The organism is Rathayibacter sp. SW19 (assembly GCF_030866825.1).
GTDB classification, from domain to species: Bacteria; Actinomycetota; Actinomycetes; order Actinomycetales; family Microbacteriaceae; genus Rathayibacter_A; species Rathayibacter_A soli.
Map to the genome: position 1 here is coordinate 2,055,920 of NZ_CP133020.1, position 20,894 is coordinate 2,076,813.

Genomic DNA, 20,894 nt, shown 5'->3' on the forward strand with positions numbered 1-20,894 from the left:
AATGGTCGACGCTTGGCCGCACCGCGACGCGCAGACCCTCTCCGCTGAAGCGCTGCAGAAGCTGAACACGTGGTGGCGCGCCGCGAACTACTTGTCGGTCGGGCAGATCTACCTGCTGGACAACCCGCTGCTTCGCGAGCCGTTGATCCGCGACCATATCAAGCCTCGCTTGTTGGGGCACTGGGGTACGACCCCGGGCCTCAATCTCATTTATGCACACCTGAATCGCGTCATTCAGGAGCGACGCTTGAGCACCATCTACATTGCGGGTCCGGGTCACGGCGGGCCCGGCATGGTGGCCAACGCATATCTGGACGGCACGTACGGCGAGGTGTACAACAGCATCGACCGCACGACGGATGGCTTGCGCAAACTCTTTCGGCAGTTCTCGTTCCCGGGAGGGATACCCAGCCATGTCGCGCCGGAGACGCCCGGTTCGATTCACGAGGGTGGGGAACTCGGGTACGCGCTGTCGCACGCATACGGTGCCGCTTTCGACAATCCCGACCTGCTCGTCGCCGCAGTCGTCGGTGACGGCGAGGCGGAGACCGGCCCGTTGGCCACCAGCTGGCATTCGAACAAGTTCATCGACCCGGTGCAGGATGGCGTCGTGCTGCCGATCCTGCACTTGAACGGGTACAAGATCGCCAACCCGACCGTGCTCGCCCGCATCCCAGAGAACGAACTGCTCGACCTGATGCGCGGTTACGGCCACACACCGTATCTGGTGTCTGGCGGGTTCGACGGCGAGGATCCCCTCGAAGTGCATAAACGCTTCGCCGAGACACTCGACACCGTCCTGAACCAGATCGCTCAGATCAAGGCGGATGCCGCGGCCGGCTCTCTGACGCAGCGCCCGGCTTGGCCGATGATCATTCTGCGCACCCCGAAAGGGTGGACGTGTCCAGCCGAGATCGACGGGCATCCGGCGGAGAACAATTGGCGCTCCCACCAGGTTCCGCTGTTAGATGCCCGCGATACGGAGGCGCACACCCGATTGTTGGAGAGTTGGATGCGTTCCTACCGGCCGGAGGAACTCTTCGATGAGAACGGGAGCGTGGTCGCCGCAGCCACCGCGCTTGCTCCGGAAGGCGACCTGCGAATGAGCGCAAACCCGGCGGCGAACGGCGGTCTGTTGCGTCAGGAATTGAGACTGCCGGACTTCCGGGACTACGCCGTGGACGTTCCGACACCGGGCGGGTCGGTCAGCGAGGCCACCAGGGTTCTCGGCGGCTGGTTGCGGGACGTGATCTCGGCGAACCCGAACAACTTTCGGATCTTCGGCCCGGACGAGACCGCCTCGAACCGGCTTGATGCCGTGTATGAGGTGACTGACAAGCAATGGAATGCCGAGTTTTGGCCGATCGACGACGATAATCATCTGGCGCGAGCGGGCCGCGTGATGGAGATGCTCAGCGAACACCAGTGCCAGGGGTGGCTTGAAGGCTACCTTCTGACCGGACGCCACGGCGTGATCAACTCCTATGAGGCCTTCATCCACATCGTGGATTCCATGTTCAATCAGCACGCCAAGTGGTTGAAGACGACACGGAAGATCCCATGGCGCCGCCCTGTCTCCTCGCTGAATTATCTGCTGAGCTCCCATGTGTGGCGGCAGGACAACAACGGGCTCTCCCACCAGGATCCGGGTTTCATCGACCATGTCGTGAACAAGAAGGCGGATGTCGTTCGCGTCTACCTGCCGTTCGATGCGAACACGCTGCTGTCGACCTACGATCATTGCCTGCGCTCGGTTGACTATGTGAACGTGGTGGTCGCCGGCAAACAACCGGCTGCGAACTGGCTCACAATGGAGCAGGCGGTCGAACACTGCACGCGCGGGCTGGGACTGCTCGAGTGGGCCGGTACGGAACGATCCGGTGAGGAACCGGATGTCGTGCTAGCGGCTGCCGGAGACGTGCCAACCCTTGAGGTCCTGGCTGCGGCGTCCATTCTGCGTGAACGGGTGCCTGCGCTGAAGGTGCGTGTCGTGAACGTCGTCGACCTGATGCGCTTGCAGAGCGTGGGGGAGCATCCGCATGGGTTGGGCGACAGCGAGTACGACGCGATCTTCACCCGGGACAAGCCTGTGGTCTTCGCCTATCACGGGTACCCGTGGCTGATCCACCGTCTGACCTACCGGCGCCACGGGCACGACAATCTCCATGTGCGCGGCTATATCGAAGAGGGAACCACGACCACGCCGTTCGACATGGTCATGCTCAACGACCTCGACCGGTATCACCTGGTCATGGATGTCATCGACCGCGTGCCAGGACTTGGCGCACGGGAGGCGATCCTGCGCCAAGATATGCAAGACGCCAGGCTGCGTGCCCGCGCCTATACGCGAGCACACGGAGAAGACATCCCCGAAGTAGCCGCTTGGACCTGGCCCGGAGTCGCCCGCGGCACGTTCAACAGCAACGACGACGTCGGCAGCGACAACGTCTGAACTCGGGACTAAAGCCTCTGACCGAGCCCATCGTCGGAATCTAATCTCGACAGTGGAGAGGTTGTCACCATGGTGCTGCTCGAATTGTTGAAGGCGTCAGATGTCGGCGGGGTCTTTCTGAATTGGGGAATCTTCTCAATTCAGTTGGGCAACCTGATCGTGATCGTCGCCATGCTGGTGCTTTTTGTGCTCGCGTTGATTGTGCCGTTCCCGGGGGGAAGGCGCACGAAATGAGCGACCATACTGAAGCCGAGACAGATCGATCCTGGACGGGTCGCAGTCGACGTTGGATGGTGAAACGCCTCCCGCCGGAGAAGCTACTGCCCAACACTCAACCGAGCTACGTCGCATCGTGGATCTACGTTTTCGGCATGGGTGCAATCGCAGCACTCATCTTCATCATCGCCTCTGGTGCGGTTCTCAGTCTCAACGGACCGATGTGGTACCACCTCTCAGCGCTCGGCCACTTCGTCAACAGCGTGCATCTGTGGAGCGTCGAATTCTTCTTTTTCTTCATGGTCATCCACCTGTGGGGCAAGTTCTGGATGGCCGCATGGCGAGGCCACCGGGTTCTGACGTGGATCACCGGAGTGTTCTCGTTCCTCGTCTCGATCGTCGCGGCATTCACGGGCTACCTGGTGCAGACCAACTTCGACTCCGAATGGATTGCTTTCCAGGCCAAGGATGCGCTGAATGCGTCCGGCATGGGCGCCTGGTTCAACGTCGCCAACTTCGGGCAGATGTTCATGTGGCACATTCTGCTGCTGCCCGCCGCAGTGGTCGTCATCGTGGCCATGCACGTCATACTCGTTCGGGCACGCGGCGTGGTCCCACCCCTCGACGCCGCAGTGACCGACGCCCAACTCATCACCGAGGAGATCTCCGATGTCACGACGTCCTCAGCCGGATCCTGACCTTGCCGCGCGGCCGTGGAGCGGCGCGGTGCGCGACTACGATCTTTTCAAAGAACTCACCGTTGGTGTCATTGTCGTTGGTCTGATCGTTCTCGGGTTCGCAGCGTTCGCGGGTTCTCCGGACGACTCGACGGTGACCCTGCAGTCCTGGGCGAAGGCGAGCTCGAACGACTTCGTCGCGACCGCAACGGCGGAACTCGGCCGCACCTCGAACACGGCGTCATATGGGCCGCCGTATTCGACCACCCAGGGTGCTACACAGACTCTCGGTCCGATAGATCTTCAGAGCCTTTCGGGGACCCGGCTGCCTGTCGACACCGCTCGCGATTTTGTCGTCACACCGTTGCAGAAGCTCCATGTGGTGACCGCGGCGCTCAATCGCTGGCAGGCCGCCAGCGTGAGCCAGCAGGACAAGTGGGCATCCGCATATTCCGACGCTCTGGCTAAGGCGCCGGGAGGCAGCCCGGCGAAAGTCGCTCACGGCGCATACGGTCCGGTGCCGGCGCTGACAGCGGGGCTGCTCGCTGCGGCGAATCGTGGTTCACTCGACGGACTAATCCAGGGCGAGGGCGGCATTTTCAACACGAACCCCACTCTGACGATCCTCTTCCTTGGTGACGGCAACTACTTTCCCGGCCTCGCGGCAGCCCAACACCTCACGGGTGACCAATGGGGAATGATGAACGAGACCGGCAACTACCCGGGCCAGTCGTGGCTGTGGTTGTTCTCGTTCTGGTATCAGATCCCTGCGATCGGCGGCCTCGCCAACGCCGACCTTGTCGTGGTCGGCCTGATGCTACTGCTCTCGGCCCTCCTCACACTGGTGCCCTTCATCCCCGGCCTTCGCTCTATACCGCGACTCATCCCGATCCACAAGCTGATCTGGCGGGACTACTACCGCAACCGTTGACAGCGCACAAGACGTAAGCCGTCAAACGCCGAGCGCCGCGAGGCCGTGATAAACGGCAAAGACCGGCCAGACGATTGCTTTGAGCAGTCCGAGAACTACGGCCCAGAAACTGCCGTGCGACTGAGCGATGAAATAGATCGCGGCTCCGATGTAGGCGAGGAGGAAGAAGAATCCCCACGCCCCATTGCGCTCCACGAAGCGCGTCCGATCAGCCATGGTGTGCCTCCTGGGTCATATTGTGACGGTGCTCTTGTTTCGCGGCAATCGGCATTTTACTTACGATGGTCATCGAGGGTGAATGTCGATGGCGGAGTTCGCGCACACGACGACCGGGCACGGGGTGCCGGCCACGACAGCGCGGCTGACCGACCCCAGAAAGAACCGTCCGACACCGCGATATGCACGGTTCCCGACCACGAGTAGGCGTGCAGTCTGGGCCGCGTCGAGCAACACCTTCGACGCCGGACCACGCGTGAGCCGCCGGAGCACCTGGAGCTCGGGATGACGGGTCTGGAAATCGACGAGTGCGCCGTCGAGCAGTTCGGCGTACATGACTTCCAGCGACTGGAGGTAATCGACATCTGGCACGGTGGCGTCGAGCCACACCGGAGATTCCTGCCAGGCGAGCACGGCTTGCACAGCTGCACCAGTTCGATCGGCTTCCCGCGCAGCAAATTCCAAAGCGGCGTGCGATGCGGGCGAACCATCGACCCCGACGACTATATCGCCGTCGTTCGAATTACCGCCCACCGGGATGACCCCGACTGGGCCGCGGGCACGTGCAGCCAGCTTGGCGCCTATCGACCAGCGATACCGGAAACCGCCGCCCTGCCGCCGGTCCGACCCGACAACGACGAGAGTCGAGTCGCCGGAGTGGCGAGCGAGTTCGGCGACGGTGTCACCGGACACCAGTTCGCTATCGAATTTCACGTGCGGATGCTCGTTCCGGGCCCGTGCCAGATCGTCCTGGAGCCAGGCGAGGGCACCTACTGCGGGCGACTCAGGCGAAGCGGTTGGATCCGACGACAAGTCCGCGTCCGTGACCTGCATCAGCAAGACCGTGGAGTCTTGCGAACGCTCGACGGTCCAGCGCAAGGCCGCCCAAGACGCCTCGCCTCTGTCCCAGCCGACTATCACCGTTTGCATACTGATCCTTTGCTCGATAGGACACTACGTAGAGTCAAACGCGATGCAGGCGACTTATACAGGGTCGAACGTCCCGTCGGCTTGTTCGGCACAGGTTCGCGCAGCCGCGATTTCTGCCACTTGGGGACTTTCGGCCCTGGTGACTCACAGCGCCCTGTCCCCACCATTGATGAACATGCTGCGTTCCGTTAAGAGTTTCGGGCGCGCATCCCTCGAGATGAGAGGCGACGAGGAGAGATGGCAAGAACAATCTTGGTGGGCGTGACGGGCACCGAGCCCAGTCGCGCGGCGTTGCGCTGGAGCATGAAGCGGGCGGCCGCGATCGGCGCAGAAGTGACCTTATGCTATGTGCTTGATGACGGATGGGCGACCATCGGCGCGCGGATGCTGAGCGAACTTCGCGAAGACGCGAGCCGCCTGCTCGAAGGCGAAGCAGACTACGCGCGGTCGATCGCTCCCGAGGTGGTCGTACACACTCAATTGCTTCGCGGCAGTCTGATGAAGGAGCTTGCCGCAGCGTCGAAGAGTGTCGATTTCGTGGCCGTTGGCACGCACAAGACGGGGTTCGTGAATGGCAAAGTCTTCGGCTCACGGAGTCTGCTTCTGGCTGCAGAGGCCCATGCGCCCGTGGCGGTTGTCCCGCAGGGGTCGCCACGTGATGGGCGAGGCGTCGTTGTGGGCGTGGATGATTCCGCAGCAGGTCGGGCGGCAATCCGATTCGGCGCGAACGAAGCCGAACGGGCGGGGGAGACGCTTACCCTCATCCGGGCAGACGACCTGCCCGACATCCCCGTGCGGAACGACGCAATGCACCGCGAGCTGCGGCAGCATGTTGAGTCGCGCGCATCGACGCTGTTGGCGGATGCCGCCGATCGGGCTCGCTCGGTATCCCCGACCGTCGAAGTCAGGACTCGCAGCGTGCCACGGCCGGCGGCGGCAGTATTGGCAGACGCGGCGGCCGGTGCTGCGCTCCTGGTCATCGGGAGTTCACGCAGAGATGAATCCGGACAATCGATGGTGGGCTCGGTGAGTCACGACGTGCTGATCAATCTCACAGGCCCGACGGTCGTCGTGCATCCAGGCGATGTTGACTGAACGCTGAGCTTGCTGTCGCGCGGGAGGATCCGAACTCCGCAATTCAGTGACGCGGCCGGATGAGTGTGTCCTCACTTTGTGCGAACCAACCTGCAGGGCGCATACTAGGGCCGTTACGGTCGTCCACTATCGAGTGCACGTCGGTCAATTGTGCTGATTGGCTGATTGCCTATCTCGATGGCTGAGTCTTGGAGAGCGCGTGGCAGAGGAAGGCGTACTGAGTTTTCCGGATGCACCACGTGTTGATTTGGACCGCGCACTCGGTACTTTGGTCGAACTCGCCAATCACGTGACCGCGACGCAGGGGCGTCTGCGAGCGCTGCTCAGAGCGAACCTGGCCGTCGTGGAACACCTTGACTTGCCGGTGGTGTTGCGCAAGATTGTCGAAACGGCTTTGGAGCTTGTCGACGCCCAATACGGTGCGCTCGGAGTTCTCGCGCCAGACGGCAGCCTGGAACAACTGATCCACGTCGGCATGTCGGAGGCTGAAGTCAGGGCGATCGGGCATTTGCCGGTCGGGCTGGGTCTGGTCGGCGCACTCACCGACGAGCAGCGACCTATCCGGCTCCGGCACCTGTCAGACGACCCTCGCTCAGCGGGATTTCCCGTGGGCCATCCACCCATGGACAGCTTCTTGGGCGTTCCCGTGCGCGTGCGGGGCGAGGTGTACGGCAACCTGTACCTGACGAATCAGGCTTCGGGCGAGTTCACCGACGAAGATGAGCAGCTCGTCGTGTCACTTGCGTCGACGGCAGGGTTCGCGATAGACAACGCTCGCCTTTTTGCCGACTCTCAACGTCGGCAGGCCTGGGCCACAGCCTCCGCGGAAATCACCGCCTCACTTCTATCCAGTCAGCAAGGAGACTTCCTCGATCTGCTTGTCTCCCGCACACTGGCGCTCGCGGACGCCGACCTCGTGTCGATTGTTCGACCGATCCATGACGCAGAGCACATGATTGTGGAAACCGCGGGCAGCAAAAGCGATGATGCGGCGCAAGGCGTCGTGTTCGCATCTGCGGGGTCGATCGCTGCGAGCGTGATAGAAGCCGGGCAGCCGCGACTTGTCAATGAGGTTGAGGCGAGCGGGTATACAGCAACGCCCGGTCGGAAGCCCGGACCGACCATGGCCATCCCGCTGGTGGATTCCGACGGCGCCCGCGGTGCACTCGTGGTTTCACGCGAGACAGGCGGCGGCAGATTCACCCCCTCCGACTTGGAGCTCGCTGCAGATTTCGCCGGACGAATCAGCCTTGCCATGCAACTGGCCACAGCACGGGCAGACCAGCAGAAAGTGATGTTGCTGGAGGAGCGCGGCAGAATTGCCCGCGATTTGCATGACCATGTCATCCAGCAACTTTTTGCCATGGGGCTCGAACTGCAGAGCGTCGCAGGGGCTTTGCCATCCGGCCCGATCTCCGACCGGATCAACGGATCGATCGACACGCTGGACGCCACGATCACTCGGATCCGCACAGCGATCTTCGCCTTGTCCCGTTCGCGAAGCGACAATCCGACGGTGCGGCACCGGATCATCGATCTGGTCAACGACTTGGCGGGCGCGTCGGCATTGAATCCACAACTTGAGTTCACAGGGCCGGTCGACCTGGTCATCACAGACGCGCTCGCCGAGGATATTGTGGCCGTCACCCGCGAGGCACTCACGAATGTCGTGAAACACGCATCGGCAGCAAACGTTTCGTTGCACATCGCGGTGGCGGACGGTCGCGTTACAGTCGACGTCATTGACGACGGACGAGGCGAGACTGATGCGAAGCACCGCAGCGGGCTGGGAAACCTCGAAGCGCGTGCTGCTGCGCGCGGCGGGCATTTCTCATTCGACTCGCGCCCCGGCGAAACCCGCGTCAGCTGGTCTGTGCCGATTGTCGAGGCGTCGGAACCTGCCAGCGTCAACGATCGGAGGTAACGCCGTGAGAGTCTTCGTCGTCGATGACCAGGAGATCGTGCGACGCGGCGTGATCGACCTCTGCGCCGCAGAGCCGGACATCGAGATCGTCGGCGAAGCCGGCACTGCGGCGCAGGCGCGCTCACGTATCCTGGCGACCCGGCCCGATGTTGTGTTGCTGGACATGCGTTTGCCAGATGGCGACGGCATCGAGGTGTGCCGCTACGTGCGATCGCAGGATCCGAACATCCGATGCATCATTTTGACCGCATACGACGATGACGAAGCGATTAATGCCGCTGTGCTTGCCGGTGCGTCCGCCTACGTGCTGAAGGAGGTGCGCGGGAATCGATTGATCGAGAACCTGCACACTGTTGCAGCTGGGAGGTCTCTGCTCGGGTCTGCCCTGAGTCGCAAGGTCGTCAACCGCATCCGCGATGAGCATACGCGCGATCCTCGGCTCCAAGCCCTGTCGGCCAGGGAGAGCGAGGTACTGAGCCTGATCGCTGACGGCTTGACCAATCGCCAGATCGGCGAAACTCTGGCGCTGGCCGAGAAGACCGTGAAGAACTATGTGTCAAGCCTGCTCGGCAAGCTTGGTTTGGAGCGTCGCACGCAGGCAGCCGTGCTGAGTGTGGAGTCGCGGTCGCCGACCAGCCGGTGAACCGGTACCACGCGCGGTGTCTTGTCATTCGGGTCTAATGACCCTAGCGCGCCCAGTACTCGACGCCTACCGTTGAAGTATGACTATTCTCCGAGCTGAGCAAAAGCTTGCCGAACCGCAGGAAGTCATCGCCCGCAGTTCCGACACGCAACCATCCGATGCGCAACCGTTCGATGTGCCGCCGTTCGATGTGCCGCCGCCCGCCGCGCACGCATCCGGTCCGCAACTCTCCGACGCGGGAGTCGGTCGAACCTTCACACTGCGCGTTCCGGGCGTCGGGATCGACGGGATCCACCCGGTCCGCGTGACTGTGACCCCGTGTGCCGAAGACATCGATCGCGTGAAGTGCGACGGTCGGGTCTTGGGCTACATCTACCGCACCGGGCGGGTCTATGTTGCACTGAGCGGTCGTCGGCTCGATCGCGCGGAAGAGTGCGGTCAGTCCCTGCTGTGGGACAAAGCGGCGTTCGAATTGTTGCGAGAGGATCACATACACGCCCGTGTGTGCTAGGTGCCGGACGAGGCAGCAAAAGCCTCTCGCGGCAGTCTCGTCAGCGGACCGGATTTTCTTGCCGGTCGACTTACTGTCGACGATTTGGTGCAGACCATGGTTCGCGTCGCTCCTCTGAGAGAATGTATGCATGGTGAGTTCTGTTGAGGTGACCTGGCAATTGGATGGCATCTCGATGGAGGGAACTCTTGTCCGCCCGGACGGCGCGGGGCCGTTCCCCACGGTGGTTCTCGTCGCGGGCAGCGGTCCGACCGATCGAGATTGGTGTTCACCACTGTTGCCCGGCAACAATGGCAGCGGCCGTCTCTTTGCGGATGCGTTTGCTCGCGCCGGCATCGCATCCCTGCGTTACGACAAGCGGGCTTCCGGCCCTCACGCCCGTGAGAACGTTCCGAAATTGATCGGGAAAGTGAGCATGCGCTCGCATTTGGATGAGCTGGTCGCGGCCGTCGACGTGCTTTCGCAGTGGGACTTCGTGGACTCCGCGCGGATTGCCGGGCTGGGCAACAGCGAAGGAACGCTCCATGTGCTCCACTACGCCACAAGCATCCAGGCGGTGCCGTTTGTCGGGGTCGTGCTGGCGGCACCGCCCGGCCGTCCGGTCCAGGCGGTGCTACTGTCGCAGCTCACTACGCAGTCTGCCCAGGTTCCCCGAGGTGCAGAGTTGATGGCGAAGGTGGAGGAAGCTGCTGCACGCTATAGCGTCGGACAACCGATGGACGTCGACGCCGCCGTGCCCGACAGCGTGAAGATGGTGCTTGCCAGTTTCGAAGCCCCGGTGAACCTGCCGCTTGCCCGCGAGCTCTGGGTCGAATCCGCGTGCGAGTCGCTGGCCAAACTCCAAATCCCCGCGCTCGTGCTAATCGGCGGCAACGACGTTCAGATCGATATACGCGCCGACGGGGACCCGCTTCAGAATGCCGCCAGAGGGCTGGCGAACGTGTCATTTGCATTCCCACCGCACGCGAATCATGTGTTCAAGGAGGACCCGCGCAGTCGGGTTGAGGTCGTCGCAGCACCCGGTGGCAGCTATAACGACCCCGACACACGATTGGACCCTGAAAGCCTGGAGGTCATCCTCGGCTGGCTGGAGGCCGTCTTCAACTCAGACAGTCGCAGCCCTCGACGTTAGCTGATCTTGCGACTGGAGATTGCGCTATCGCGCAGTGAGCCGGGCACTCGCCCACGGATCACGACCTACGCCGGTGTTGACCAGGGTTCGAACATGCGCGACGATAGTCACAGGTGGACGAGATGACCCCGTTGTCGCACCCTCGAGTGCTGACCTAACAAACCGTTCAACGGTAATTTGGCGGCATCTCGCCCGCCGCCAGAACCTCATGCTTCAGCAGCGTGTGAGGCGCGAGTGAGGTAGTCCCAGAGTTGCGCGACGTGCGCTGCCATGTCGACGCTGTCATCGAGCATCCACTGGGTTTGGAGTCCGTCGATCGCGGCGATGAGAAGCATTGCGATGCGGTCGGGATCGAGTGAACTCGCCAGTTTTCCGGCGCGTTGTTGCTGACGGATCGCGGCCGCCACGGTGAACCTGAACGTCGCGGAGCGTTCCCGAAAATACTCGTGCGCCGGGTGGTCCGGTTCCGTCGCCTCCGCCGAGAACTGCGTGTACAACCGCACGAGTCCGGGAACGTCGGCATTGTGCCGGACCACGCGGAGGAGGGCTCCGATGATGTCGGCGCCGGTGTCGGTGCCAGTGCCGCTGCCAGTGCCCGTGGCGGGCCCATGGTCGGAGACGCCGTATGCCTCGACGTCGAGCTGGTCGCGCTTGCGCAGCACCTCGATGAAGAGATCCTCTTTTGTGCCGAAGTAGTGCAGCAGGCCGGTTTGGCTGAGGTCCACTGCCGCCGCAAGCTCGCGGATCGATGCTTTGCGATAGCCCTGGCGAGCAATGACGTCCAGGGCGGTGGTCAGGATCTGGTCGCGTTTTGCGATGCCTTTCGCATAGGAACCACGTGCTGCCATGCGATCAGCCTAGGACATTGAGCCTTACTTGATCCTTAAAACAGAACGCGATACTGTTTTCAAACCTTCAGCTTGTGAGGAGTATCCGTGGACAGCAGTGCTAGTGGCAACGAGGCGTTCGTCGAGGCGCAGACTTTGGCGGGCCGGGTGCGCGGTAGGTGGCGTGGCGATTGCGCCGTTTTTCTGGGCATCCCGTTTGCCGAGCCCCCTGTGGGCGCCCTGCGCTTCGCCGCTCCCGTGCCACGTGCGTCATGGGATGGCGTTCGCGACGCGCTCGAATTCGGCGCGACGGCCCAACGTGGCGGGGATGCAGAGCCCACGCTGATTCCTGAGCCGTCGATCCCCGGCCCATCCACCCTGAACGTCAACGTGTTCACACCGTCACCCGGTACGGATGCCGCCCTGCCTGTGCTCGTCTACATCCACGGCGGCGGATTCTTCGCTGGCTCTCCCGCGAGCCCGTGGTATGACGGTGCGGCTTTCGCCCGTGACGGAGTGATCACCGTCGTGATCTCCTACCGCCTGGGCATCGAGGGCTTCGGCTGGATCGAGGGCGCACCGCACAACCGCGGTGTGCTCGACTGGTTGCTGGCCTTGGAATGGGTGCGCGACAATGTCGGCTTCTTCGGTGGCGACCCCGGTCGGGTTACAGTCGCAGGCCAGTCCGCCGGTGGCGGCGCTGTGCTCACGCTACTCGGCATGCCCAGCGCGCATCCGCTGTTCCGCGCTGTCTACAGCATCTCGGGCGCGACGGCCGACGTCGCGCCCGAGCGCGCCAAGGATTTCATGAAGGGCATTGCCGCCAGCGCCGGCGTCGAACCGACACGGGCGGGGTTCGAATCCGTGCCGGAACTGAAGCTCCTGGAACTGCAGAAGAAGACCATGGAGCCCAAGGGCAAACAGCTGGACATGCTGCGCTCCTTCGCCGACGACGGGCTCGCCCTCGGACCGGTCATCGACGGCGAACTGATCACTCGATCCACCCTCGACTCGATTCGTGCCGGGGTCGGTGCAGAGATCCCGCTCGTACTCGGCGCGACCGACGATGAGTTCTCGATCGCATTCGCAGACGCCAAGAAGCAGCTGCGCTGGGTACCGGCCGGTTTCATGCTCGGCAAGGTCGGCTTGAGGGGAGAGCCCCGCCGAGCGTACCTTGCCGCCAACACAGACGTCAGGAAGAACGGCACCGCGGCGGTGCTCGGCCGATATCTGAGTGACAAGCTCTTCCGCACCTACATCCTGAAAATCGTCGACGCGCGAGCGGATGCCCCCACCTGGGCTTACCGCTTCTCCTGGCGGTCTCCGGTGCACAATTTTGCCTTCCACTGCCTCGATGTGCCGTTCTTCTTCGACTGTCTCGACGCAGATCGGGTCGTCGATGTGGCAGGCACGAACCTGCCGCAATCCGTGGCGAACGACGTTCACGTCGGTGCGGTTGGGCTCGTCACAACGGGTGACCCGGGCTGGCCTCGGTACGGCAAGACGGCTAAGGTGCAGGTCTTCGACACGCCAACCGGTGTTGTCGAGAACGGCTACGCTTCAGTGATTCCGCTCCTGTGCACGGCGCTCCCGTGGACGTCGCCGAATGTTGCCAGCCGAGCGGGCCAGTGAAGTCGACGAGTTTGCGCGCACCGAGCGCAGCGGAAAGCCGGGTGCTCGCCTCGCCATCGAGGAGAGCCCAGGCATCCGGGGTCAGCGGGGCGAGTTCGCGCAGAAGATGATTCATGGTCCGGCCCTCTCAGCAGTAGTGGTGTTCAGCGAGCCGATCCCCAGCGAGCCGATCCTCAGCGAGCCGGAGTCCAGCGATTCGGCATCGGCGTCCGCATCCGGGTTCGCATCCTCCTCAAGTGTCGACAGCATCATTGCTGAAGGGGCGAAGAAGGTGCACCCTGTCTGTACCGCGGAGAAATCGAGCAGCCGATCGTGCAAGCCGGGAGGGTCTCCGATGAACATGCGTTCCAGCATCCGTTCGATCACCCACAGGTATCGGCTGTATCCGATGAAATACGTTCCGAACTCGGCGCTGCCGGGCCGGCCGAACGGCATGTTGTCGCGCAGAATGTCGTGCTCACCCTGCTCGTCGGTGATGGTGCCCAGGGTCTTGTGCGATTTCTGACCTTCCACAGCATCATCGAGTTCCACGTTGTCCAGTTTCCGACGCCCGATGATCGCCTCTTGTTGCTCCGCAGTCAAAGCCGCCCACGCGGCGAGCGGATGCAGGTACTTCTATACAACCACGTAGCTTCCGCCTGCAAACTCCGGGTCTTCCTCACCGACGAGAGTGGATTCGGGCTGATCTGGCCCCACCGGGTTAGCAGTCCCGTCGACGAAACCGAGAAGGTCGCGAGCGTCGAAATAGCGGAATCCGGTCACCTCGTCGACGGTCGATACGGCTTTGCCCAAGGAATCGAGGAGCAGGCGTTCAAGTTCGAAGCACAGGTCGGGTCGCTCGGCGCGGATGTGGAACAGCAAATCGCCCGGTGTTGCGACGGCCGTGTGCACCTCACCGACGATCTCGCGGAACGGATGGAGTTCCGCCGGTCGATCGTGGCCGGTCAGGTCCGGCCAAATCCGGCTGCCGATCCCAACGGTGCACGACACTCGTCCTTGCAGATCGCGGAAGCCGACCGTTTTGACCAGTCCGTCAAGATCGGCAAGCACGGCGCGCACGGTGTCGATCGCATCCGCGTCGTCGGTGACGCCGAGCACCAGGAAGACGGCCGAGCGCGTGAGTGGTGCGTCGACGCTCTGCGGCGCGATCGGAACGCGGTCCATCGTCATGGCTCAGTCCTCATCGACCGTGACGAGTTGTGCTGAAATATCCGTGTCTTCGCTGACATGATACGACGCGCAAACCCGGTGGTAACCGTCCGCGATGATCAACGGCGCGCCGCTGAGGCTGCCGCGTATGAGCAACACCGGGCTCAGCTTCTTGCCCTGCTTGACCCGTTCCAGATCCTTCGCGACATATGGGTCGTCAGGGGGCAGCAGGGGCAGGCGCGCAGCGCGAAGCACGTCTTTCGCCTTGTGTGGCACGACGGGCTGTTTGGCCAGCTCTTTCACGATCGAGCGGGCACGATCAGGGTGGGCGACGAGGCTGAGGTACGAAATCGCCGCGGGATAATCATGAGGTTCAGGCTCTTGCGCCCAGCTGACTTCCATGTACGCCTCCTGCATGCTTCGACAAGAGTATGCCCGCGCAGTGGCGAGCGCTCTACAACACTGACCTGATGCCGACTTCGGCGAGCGCCATTGCGACGGCCCGTCGACCGGACGGATCGAGCCCCTGAACCGGCCGAGGCAGGCTCGGTCCTTTGACCAGGCCCAAATATTCGGCGATGGCGGCAGCAACGCGGTAACTGCCGTACTGGCGCAATAGCGTCCAGATGGGCCGCATGCGATCAGAGCACGTGCGTGCCTGCTCGGCGTTGCCGCCGACCGCGGCACGAGTGATCTCGAGGCAGGGTTCTGGGACAGTGCCCGCGATCGCGCTGTACCACGTCTCGCAGCCCGCCAGCAGCCCGGTCGCGCCTGCCTCGTCGCCACTGACCCCGATGCCGACGTCGGCCGGTATGAGCGCTCGAAGGCGCGCGACGCGTGCCGTCGCTTGAGCTGTGTCGAGCGCGACGGGAGGAATCTTGATCGAGACGATGCCGTCGAGGCGGGCGATCCGGCCATGCAATTCGTCGGAGAAATCGACGTGAGTGGTACCTGGGTTGTCGTACACGATGATGGGCAGCGATGCGAACTCGGCGGCATCCGCATAGAGGTCGAAGACTTCGTCGTCAGTCAGGTGCTGATACGTCATCGCCGGTAGGAGCAGCCCCGACGCACCTGCGGCCTGAGCATCGTCGATGTGCGCGAGAACGTGCCGAGTACGCACGGCTCCGACTCCGACGATCACCGGGACGCCCCCGGCATTGTCGACGGCGATCGTCGCTGCGCGCGCACGCTCTGCGCGATTGAGGTATGCGCAGCTCCCGGTCGAACCCAGCGCACTGATCGAGTCGACACCGGTATCCGCGAGTCGTCGGACGAGGCCGGCAAAGGCGGCCTCATCGATGCCGTTGCCGGTGATGGGCGTCAATGGGAATGCGCTCAGGCCCGCGAACACGTCAGGCCTTTATCTGGCTTCATGAGTTCGATCTTCTGCCTGCGTGCGTGTGCTGCGCAACTGTCGATTCGCTGCCGCCCGCGGCGCGCCTAGACTTCGGATATGGGCAACTGGAACTTCTCGGAGTCGATCACTATCGCGCGGCCACCTGAGGAGGTCTATGCGCTGGTGTCGGATATCACGCGCATGGGGGAGTGGAGCCCCGTGTGCACAGGCTGCTGGTGGGATGACGACGCCCGCGGCGTCGGTGCCTGGTTCACCGGTCACAACGAGACGCCTGAGCGCACCTGGGAAACTCGCTCGCAGGTCGCGGTAGACGACCCAGGGCGCGAATTCGCCTTCAATGTCGGCGGTGATCGCACGCGCTGGGGCTACACGTTCAAACAGAATGCGGCGGGCACGCAACTGACGGAATCGTGGGAGGTGCTTCCTGCCGGGGTGCGTCATTTCACGGAGCGTTACGGAGCGAGCGCCGAAGCCGAATTGCGGCTGCGCGAAACCAGCGCACACACGGGCATCCACGAGACATTGGCGGCTCTCAAGAAGGCTGCAGAGGTGCGCTAACCGATTTCGGAATCGCGGCATGCGACTCGCCGAGAACTGAAAACATTCGGTATTGCCGCCGAGGGGTCATCGGTCGTACGTTTAGCAACGAGCGGCCACTGGCGACCGTCAGCGACCGTACTTCTGACGTCTGGAGATCCTAGATGCGTACACATGTCCTCGAAGTTTCCTTGATTGCGATCGCAGCAATGGTCGTGGCGCTCACGGGCGCTGGCCCGGCCAACGCCGCGCCTCCATCGAAACCGATACCGAACTCGGCGCCAGGCTGGCTCGCCCACGGTAAGAATCTCGGTCCCGCTCCGGCCAACGCCCCGGTCGACGCTCGCGTCTACCTCGCACCGAACGGCGGGATGGGCGCGCTGCAGACAGCTGCTGCCACGGCATCGAGTCAGCACAAGTTCCTCACACCGTCGCAGTACCACGCGAAATTCGATGCCTCCGCCGCAACCGTCAGCGCCGTGAGTGCATGGCTGACCGGCGCCGGCCTGCATGTCAGCGTGGAAGCCAATCACCGCTACATCGACGCCTCCGGCAGCGTGGGAGCGGCGAACAAGGCGTTCGGCGTCTCGATCGCGAAGTTCACCCATGACGGCTTGAGCGTTCAGGCGCCGACGGGCGCAGCGAGCGCTCCCGACGCTGTTGCGGCATCCGTCATCGCAATCACAGGACTCGACACGACGGTCACGGTCGTGCAACCGCAGACACAGAAGCCGTCGCCGCCCTCCGCCGGGTTCCGCAACGCGCCGGTCTGCTCGCAGTGGTACGGCGACCAGAGCCCGACGACGCTGCCCACCCCGGACGGCACATCGTTGCCAACGTTCAACGGAACCGCATTGCCGTACGCGCCGTGCGGGTACACCGGCCCTCAGTTGCGCAATGCCTATGAGGCGGGCGCGTCAGCCGGTCTCGATGGGCGCGGCGTGACAGTCGCGATCACCGATGCATACGCCTCGCCCACGATCGAATCCGATGCGAACCGTTACGCGACAAGCACCGGTGACCAGCCGTTCGCCACGGGACAGTACACGCAGAACCTGCCAGGAACCTTCACGCAGGTGAACAGCAACAAGTCGCCGAAGCAGTGCGACGCGTCAGGGTGGTACGGCGAACAGACGCTCGATGTCGAGGCAGTGCACGCCATGGCGCCGGCAGCGAACGTGCGCTACTACGCGGGCAAGAGCTGCCAGGACTCCGACCTGCTCGACACGTTCAACCGCATCAATGACGAAGGCGTCGCGAACATCGTGACCAACTCGTGGGGCGGCGTGGGCGATGTGGTTAAGCCGGCACTGTTTCAGGCCTACGAGGCTGCGTTCCTCCAGGGCGCCGTCGAGGGCATCAGCTACGTGTTCTCCACCGGGGATGCGGGAGATGAAGCTGCCGCCCTTGGTACACCGCAGACCGATTACCCTGCGTCTGATCCATATGTGACAGGCGTTGGCGGCACATCGACGGCGATCACTCAAGCGGGAGTCGTCGGCGAGACCGGCTGGCAGACCACCAAGTACTCGCTCGTCAACGGTGCGTGGGCAGTATCCATCCCGTTCCAGTACGGCGGTGGTGGTGGCTACTCGTCGAATATAGCGGAGCCCGCCTACCAGGTCGCCGCTGGAATCAACAGCCCGAACGGTGGCCGTGCTGTTCCCGACGTCTCGATGGACGCCGACCCGACGACCGGGATGCTGGTCGGACAGACGCAGACTTTCCCAACCGGTGTGTCATATGACACCTATCGAATCGGAGGGACGAGCCTCGCATCGCCGTTGTTCGCAGGTATGACGGCACTCAAGATCCAGGCCAGCAGTCACCGCTTCGGTCTGCTCAACCCGATGATCTACGCGGATCACTCGGGATTCAACGACGTGACAGGTGCGGGCATCGATGCGGGCAACATCCGCGTTGATTTCGCCAACGGAGTGGATGCGAGCGGCGGGTACCTGTACTCGGTGCGTTCCTTCGGCACCACGAATACGTCACTGACGGTCGGAGTCGGCTGGGACTCACAGACAGGCTGGGGCAGCGCCCGGGCCGCCTGGCTCACGCCGGCACCGTAATGCACTGAGCGCGGAGGGGCTCGGCGGTTGCCGAGCCCCTCGGTGATGTCCGGGCGCGAACACGTTCAGGTCGCTCGGCTCTGAGGACCGCTTGATTCGCCGGCCTCGGCCCACGCGGTGCCGAGTGCGAAAAGAGTCTCGGTTCCGTAGTGCTCCATGGCTGACGCGATTCGGCGCCGACCGGTACGAGGAGTGATTCCGAGCCAGCGGGAGGCCGCATCAAGGGTCGCTCCATTGCGCATCAACCGCAACAGTGGGTCCCAGCTTCGGTCGGCGCCAGTCGTGGGCACCGCTTCACGCCAGAGCTGCTCGAACAGTGTGCGCACCATCGACGTGATCGATTCGCTGTGTAATGCCATCACGCTGGTCGGCCACGCTTCGCCCCACTTGAGTGGTATTCCGATCGTGTGATCGTCGTGGATCCAGAACCAGCTCGGTGGGCGTGGATGCATGCGGATTTCGATTCCGGCCGCTGCGAATCGGGCCAGTTGGGCCTGGATCGACGGATGCCTCGTCTCGGCCGCGGTCACGATCGCACGAGCATGTGCGCCGCGCGTAGCCATTCGCTCGATGAAACGCTGCTGCTCGGCCACGTCGGGCAAATAGAAGCGATGCAGATCCGGTAATACGGCGGCTGCGAAGAGCGGGGCACCATCCGGCAATTGCCGTCGCCACAGTTCAGTTCCAGCGTCGGGCCCGTGCAGCAGCTCGACGCCGAGAGCGGGCGCATCGGGGCTCACGCCGATCGCCCAATCATTGACGAGCCCGGGCAGGTCCCGCACGAGGTCCTGGATCTCTGCGAGACCGTCTAACAGTCGCTGCTCGTGTTGTGTAATCAATGCCGTGACTCGGTCCGCTACAAGACGGTCCGGGGATCGGTAGTGGATCACATCGCCGTCGAGACGCATCAGACCTTCGTGCTCCAGCTCTGTCAGAAGAGCCACGACGTGATCAAGAGGGCGTTCGACGAGCGCCGCGAGTTCTGCCGTTGTACGAGGGCGCGCACGTAGTGCCGTGCCGAGCAACGTTCTTTCAGTGCGGTCCATGGCGAGTCTCCCGTGCTGTCCATGAAAGCGTGCGGTGTCCTTTTGCGGACTTGACCGCTTGAGGGCCTAGCATTGTCCGCTAGAGGACCAGTATAAAAGATCGAGGGCCCTCAACAAAAGGAGCCGGTGGATGACTCACACAGCAGTAGATTCTGTCGTCGTCGGCATCGCAGACCAGCCCGCTGCCCGCCGGGGGAGCACCCGCCGGGGGAGCGCGCGCCGAACGGGCAGCGGGCGGATCGCCGGCGTTCTGCTCGGGATGACGCTGGTGGCTCTGACCGCTGCGTGCACCGCGACGCCGAACGCCGGGTCGAGCGCGGGCCCCAGTACGGGCCCGACGCCGAGCCCGCTGGTGTCGATCCCTGCGGCGTACACACCGGTCACGGTTCAACAGCTCGGTTCTCCGACGCTGCCGTTCAAAGGCTCGGACGGCAGGTATCACGTGGTCTACGATCTGCAGCTGACGAACGCTTCGGCAGTGCCCGCCGACATCCAGAAGGTCGACGTGTTGGATTCCGCACATCGCGCTACACCGCTCGCGTCGTTCTCCGGAAAGGCACTCGTGGACCCGGGCTGCGATTACGGCAATTGCAACCGGCTCCGTCTTCTCCCCTCAAAGCCGGCCACAGACACCGTCATCCCCGCACAGCAGGCGCGAGCGCTCCTGGTCGATTTCGAACTGCAATCGCTCGCGGGCGCGCCGAAGATCGTGGTGCATCGGCTGCAAATCACAGGCGCAGCCAACCCGGGCGCGAAAGAACCCACGCCGATGACGTATCTTGCCGGCCCGATCAATGTCTCCGCCGGCAGCGCGCGCGTGATCGCCCCTCCGGTGGGCGGCACGAACTGGGTGGCGATGAACGGATGCTGCCAGATCGGACTTCCGCACGTACCTTCTCTGCAACCGTTCAGCGGCACACTGGCGAACAGTCAGCGCTTCGCCATCGATTGGGTGCGCCTCGACGACAACGGCGCGTTCTATAGCGGTGACAAGACGAAGAACGACAGCTATTTCTCATACGGGCAGAACATTCTCGCCGTCGCCGATGGCACCATCTCATCGACTCTGGACACGCTGGCAGCGAATACGCCCGGCATCCTGCCCGCCAGCGACCCGGAGGCGGCGAAGACCCTCACGGTCGAGAACGTGGACGGCAACCACATCGTCGAGAACCTGGGCGGCGGCGTCTGGGCCATGTATGCGCACCTCCAGAAGGGCTCGTTGCTGGTCAAACCGGGCGACAAGGTCCACGCCGGCCAGGTGATCGCCAAGCTCGGCAACACCGGCAACTCCAACGCCGCGCATTTGCACTTTCAACTCATGGACGGACCGAATCTGGTCGGAAGCGACGGAGTGCCGTATGTGGTCCGCAATTTCGATTACGCGGGTTTCGTCACAGCGCAACGGATGCTGAATTCCGACTTCTACTTCACCGGCACGTTCTTCGAAAACCATCTCAGCGCGACGCAGCCGCGCTCCAACGAGTTGCCGTTGGCGGGCAGCATCGTCAACTTCACCGGCTGAACGCGTCGAGACGGTC

General features: G+C 63.2%; 19 protein-coding genes and 2 pseudogenes. 13 read left to right on the plus strand and 8 right to left on the minus strand.

All coding sequences use genetic code 11. From position 1 onward, the window contains the following. Position 1 precedes the first annotated feature (1 nt). The 4 genes from QU604_RS09405 to QU604_RS09420 all read left to right on the plus strand — a co-directional run bounded on the left by QU604_RS09405 (position 2) and on the right by QU604_RS09420 (position 4,276). Positions 2-2,452: a phosphoketolase family protein gene (locus QU604_RS09405; RefSeq protein ID WP_308468542.1), complete on the plus strand. Its 2,451-nt coding sequence runs from the start codon at positions 2-4 to the stop codon at positions 2,450-2,452. A gap of 69 nt (positions 2,453-2,521) precedes the next feature. Then, the gene (locus QU604_RS09410; protein ID WP_308468543.1) at positions 2,522-2,686 is read left to right on the plus strand and encodes a hypothetical protein; all 165 of its coding nucleotides are present in this window, start codon (positions 2,522-2,524) and stop codon (positions 2,684-2,686) included. Next, on the plus strand, positions 2,683-3,366 hold the full coding sequence (locus tag QU604_RS09415; protein WP_308468544.1) for a cytochrome b N-terminal domain-containing protein: 684 nt from the start codon (positions 2,683-2,685) through the stop codon (positions 3,364-3,366). Before QU604_RS09410 ends, QU604_RS09415 begins: the two co-directional genes overlap by 4 nt. Then, a complete protein-coding gene (locus tag QU604_RS09420) occupies positions 3,338-4,276 on the plus strand; it encodes a hypothetical protein (RefSeq protein ID WP_308468545.1) in 939 nt (312 codons plus the stop codon). The genes QU604_RS09415 and QU604_RS09420 overlap by 29 nt, the downstream gene beginning before the upstream one ends. A 21-nt stretch (positions 4,277-4,297) precedes the next feature. Here the strand turns inward: QU604_RS09420 and QU604_RS09425 are convergent, their stop codons facing one another. Together QU604_RS09425 and QU604_RS09430 are read right to left on the minus strand one after the other, a co-directional pair. After that, positions 4,298-4,492: a hypothetical protein gene (locus QU604_RS09425; RefSeq protein ID WP_308468547.1), complete on the minus strand. Its 195-nt coding sequence runs from the start codon at positions 4,490-4,492 to the stop codon at positions 4,298-4,300. A gap of 69 nt (positions 4,493-4,561) precedes the next feature. Beyond that, on the minus strand, positions 4,562-5,422 hold the full coding sequence (locus tag QU604_RS09430; RefSeq protein ID WP_308468548.1) for a universal stress protein: 861 nt from the start codon (positions 5,420-5,422) through the stop codon (positions 4,562-4,564). Positions 5,423-5,659: 237 nt separating this feature from the next. Here QU604_RS09430 and QU604_RS09435 point away from each other — a divergent pair, with 237 nt between their 5' ends. The 5 genes from QU604_RS09435 (at position 5,660) to QU604_RS09455 (ending at position 10,727) form a co-directional block, all read left to right on the plus strand. Then, complete coding sequence (locus tag QU604_RS09435; RefSeq protein ID WP_308468549.1) at positions 5,660-6,517, plus strand: universal stress protein; 858 nt, start codon at positions 5,660-5,662, stop codon at positions 6,515-6,517. 199 nt (positions 6,518-6,716) lie between these two features. Beyond that, positions 6,717-8,441 carry a sensor histidine kinase gene (locus QU604_RS09440; RefSeq protein WP_308468550.1) on the plus strand — a complete coding sequence of 575 codons (1,725 nt, stop codon included), beginning with the start codon at positions 6,717-6,719 and terminating at the stop codon, positions 8,439-8,441. Between the two features lie 4 nt (positions 8,442-8,445). Then, entirely contained in the window at positions 8,446-9,084 is a 639-nt protein-coding gene (locus QU604_RS09445) for a response regulator (RefSeq protein ID WP_308468551.1), read from the plus strand. Positions 9,085-9,163: 79 nt separating this feature from the next. Next, positions 9,164-9,595: a hypothetical protein gene (locus QU604_RS09450; RefSeq protein WP_308468552.1), complete on the plus strand. Its 432-nt coding sequence runs from the start codon at positions 9,164-9,166 to the stop codon at positions 9,593-9,595. Positions 9,596-9,725: 130 nt separating this feature from the next. Beyond that, complete coding sequence (locus QU604_RS09455; protein WP_308468553.1) at positions 9,726-10,727, plus strand: alpha/beta hydrolase family protein; 1,002 nt, start codon at positions 9,726-9,728, stop codon at positions 10,725-10,727. Positions 10,728-10,933: 206 nt separating this feature from the next. Here QU604_RS09455 and QU604_RS09460 read toward each other — a convergent pair whose 3' ends face one another. After that, positions 10,934-11,575, minus strand: a complete 642-nt coding sequence (locus QU604_RS09460) for a TetR/AcrR family transcriptional regulator (protein ID WP_308468554.1) — start codon at positions 11,573-11,575, stop codon at positions 10,934-10,936. Between the two features lie 87 nt (positions 11,576-11,662). On the opposite strand from QU604_RS09460, the gene QU604_RS09465 reads away from it, so the two are divergent. After that, positions 11,663-13,186 (plus strand): carboxylesterase/lipase family protein, encoded by a 1,524-nt coding sequence (locus tag QU604_RS09465; RefSeq protein ID WP_308468555.1) that lies wholly within the window; start codon positions 11,663-11,665, stop codon positions 13,184-13,186. On the opposite strand, the pseudogene QU604_RS09470 reads toward QU604_RS09465, so the two are convergent. From QU604_RS09470 to QU604_RS09485, 4 genes and pseudogenes are all read right to left on the minus strand, one after another. After that, positions 13,170-13,301: pseudogene (locus QU604_RS09470) on the minus strand (encapsulin); the annotation flags it as partial. The gene QU604_RS09465 and the pseudogene QU604_RS09470 overlap by 17 nt on opposite strands. After that, positions 13,298-14,356: pseudogene (locus QU604_RS09475) on the minus strand (Dyp-type peroxidase). The pseudogenes QU604_RS09470 and QU604_RS09475, both read right to left, overlap by 4 nt. A gap of 3 nt (positions 14,357-14,359) precedes the next feature. After that, positions 14,360-14,737, minus strand: a complete 378-nt coding sequence (locus QU604_RS09480; RefSeq protein WP_308468556.1) for a hypothetical protein — start codon at positions 14,735-14,737, stop codon at positions 14,360-14,362. Positions 14,738-14,789: 52 nt separating this feature from the next. Beyond that, positions 14,790-15,689, minus strand: a complete 900-nt coding sequence (locus QU604_RS09485) for a dihydrodipicolinate synthase family protein (protein WP_308468557.1) — start codon at positions 15,687-15,689, stop codon at positions 14,790-14,792. A 102-nt stretch (positions 15,690-15,791) separates the two neighbouring features. On the opposite strand from QU604_RS09485, the gene QU604_RS09490 reads away from it, so the two are divergent. Both QU604_RS09490 and QU604_RS09495 read left to right on the plus strand, forming a co-directional pair. Then, a complete protein-coding gene (locus tag QU604_RS09490) occupies positions 15,792-16,253 on the plus strand; it encodes an SRPBCC family protein (protein ID WP_308468558.1) in 462 nt (153 codons plus the stop codon). A gap of 143 nt (positions 16,254-16,396) precedes the next feature. After that, positions 16,397-18,307: a S53 family peptidase gene (locus QU604_RS09495; RefSeq protein ID WP_308468559.1), complete on the plus strand. Its 1,911-nt coding sequence runs from the start codon at positions 16,397-16,399 to the stop codon at positions 18,305-18,307. Positions 18,308-18,372: 65 nt separating this feature from the next. On the opposite strand, the gene QU604_RS09500 is transcribed toward QU604_RS09495, so the two are convergent. Next, positions 18,373-19,353, minus strand: a complete 981-nt coding sequence (locus QU604_RS09500; RefSeq protein ID WP_308468560.1) for a hypothetical protein — start codon at positions 19,351-19,353, stop codon at positions 18,373-18,375. A gap of 130 nt (positions 19,354-19,483) precedes the next feature. Here QU604_RS09500 and QU604_RS09505 point away from each other — a divergent pair, with 130 nt between their 5' ends. Beyond that, complete coding sequence (locus tag QU604_RS09505) at positions 19,484-20,878, plus strand: M23 family metallopeptidase (RefSeq protein WP_308468561.1); 1,395 nt, start codon at positions 19,484-19,486, stop codon at positions 20,876-20,878. Positions 20,879-20,894: the final 16 nt, after the last annotated feature.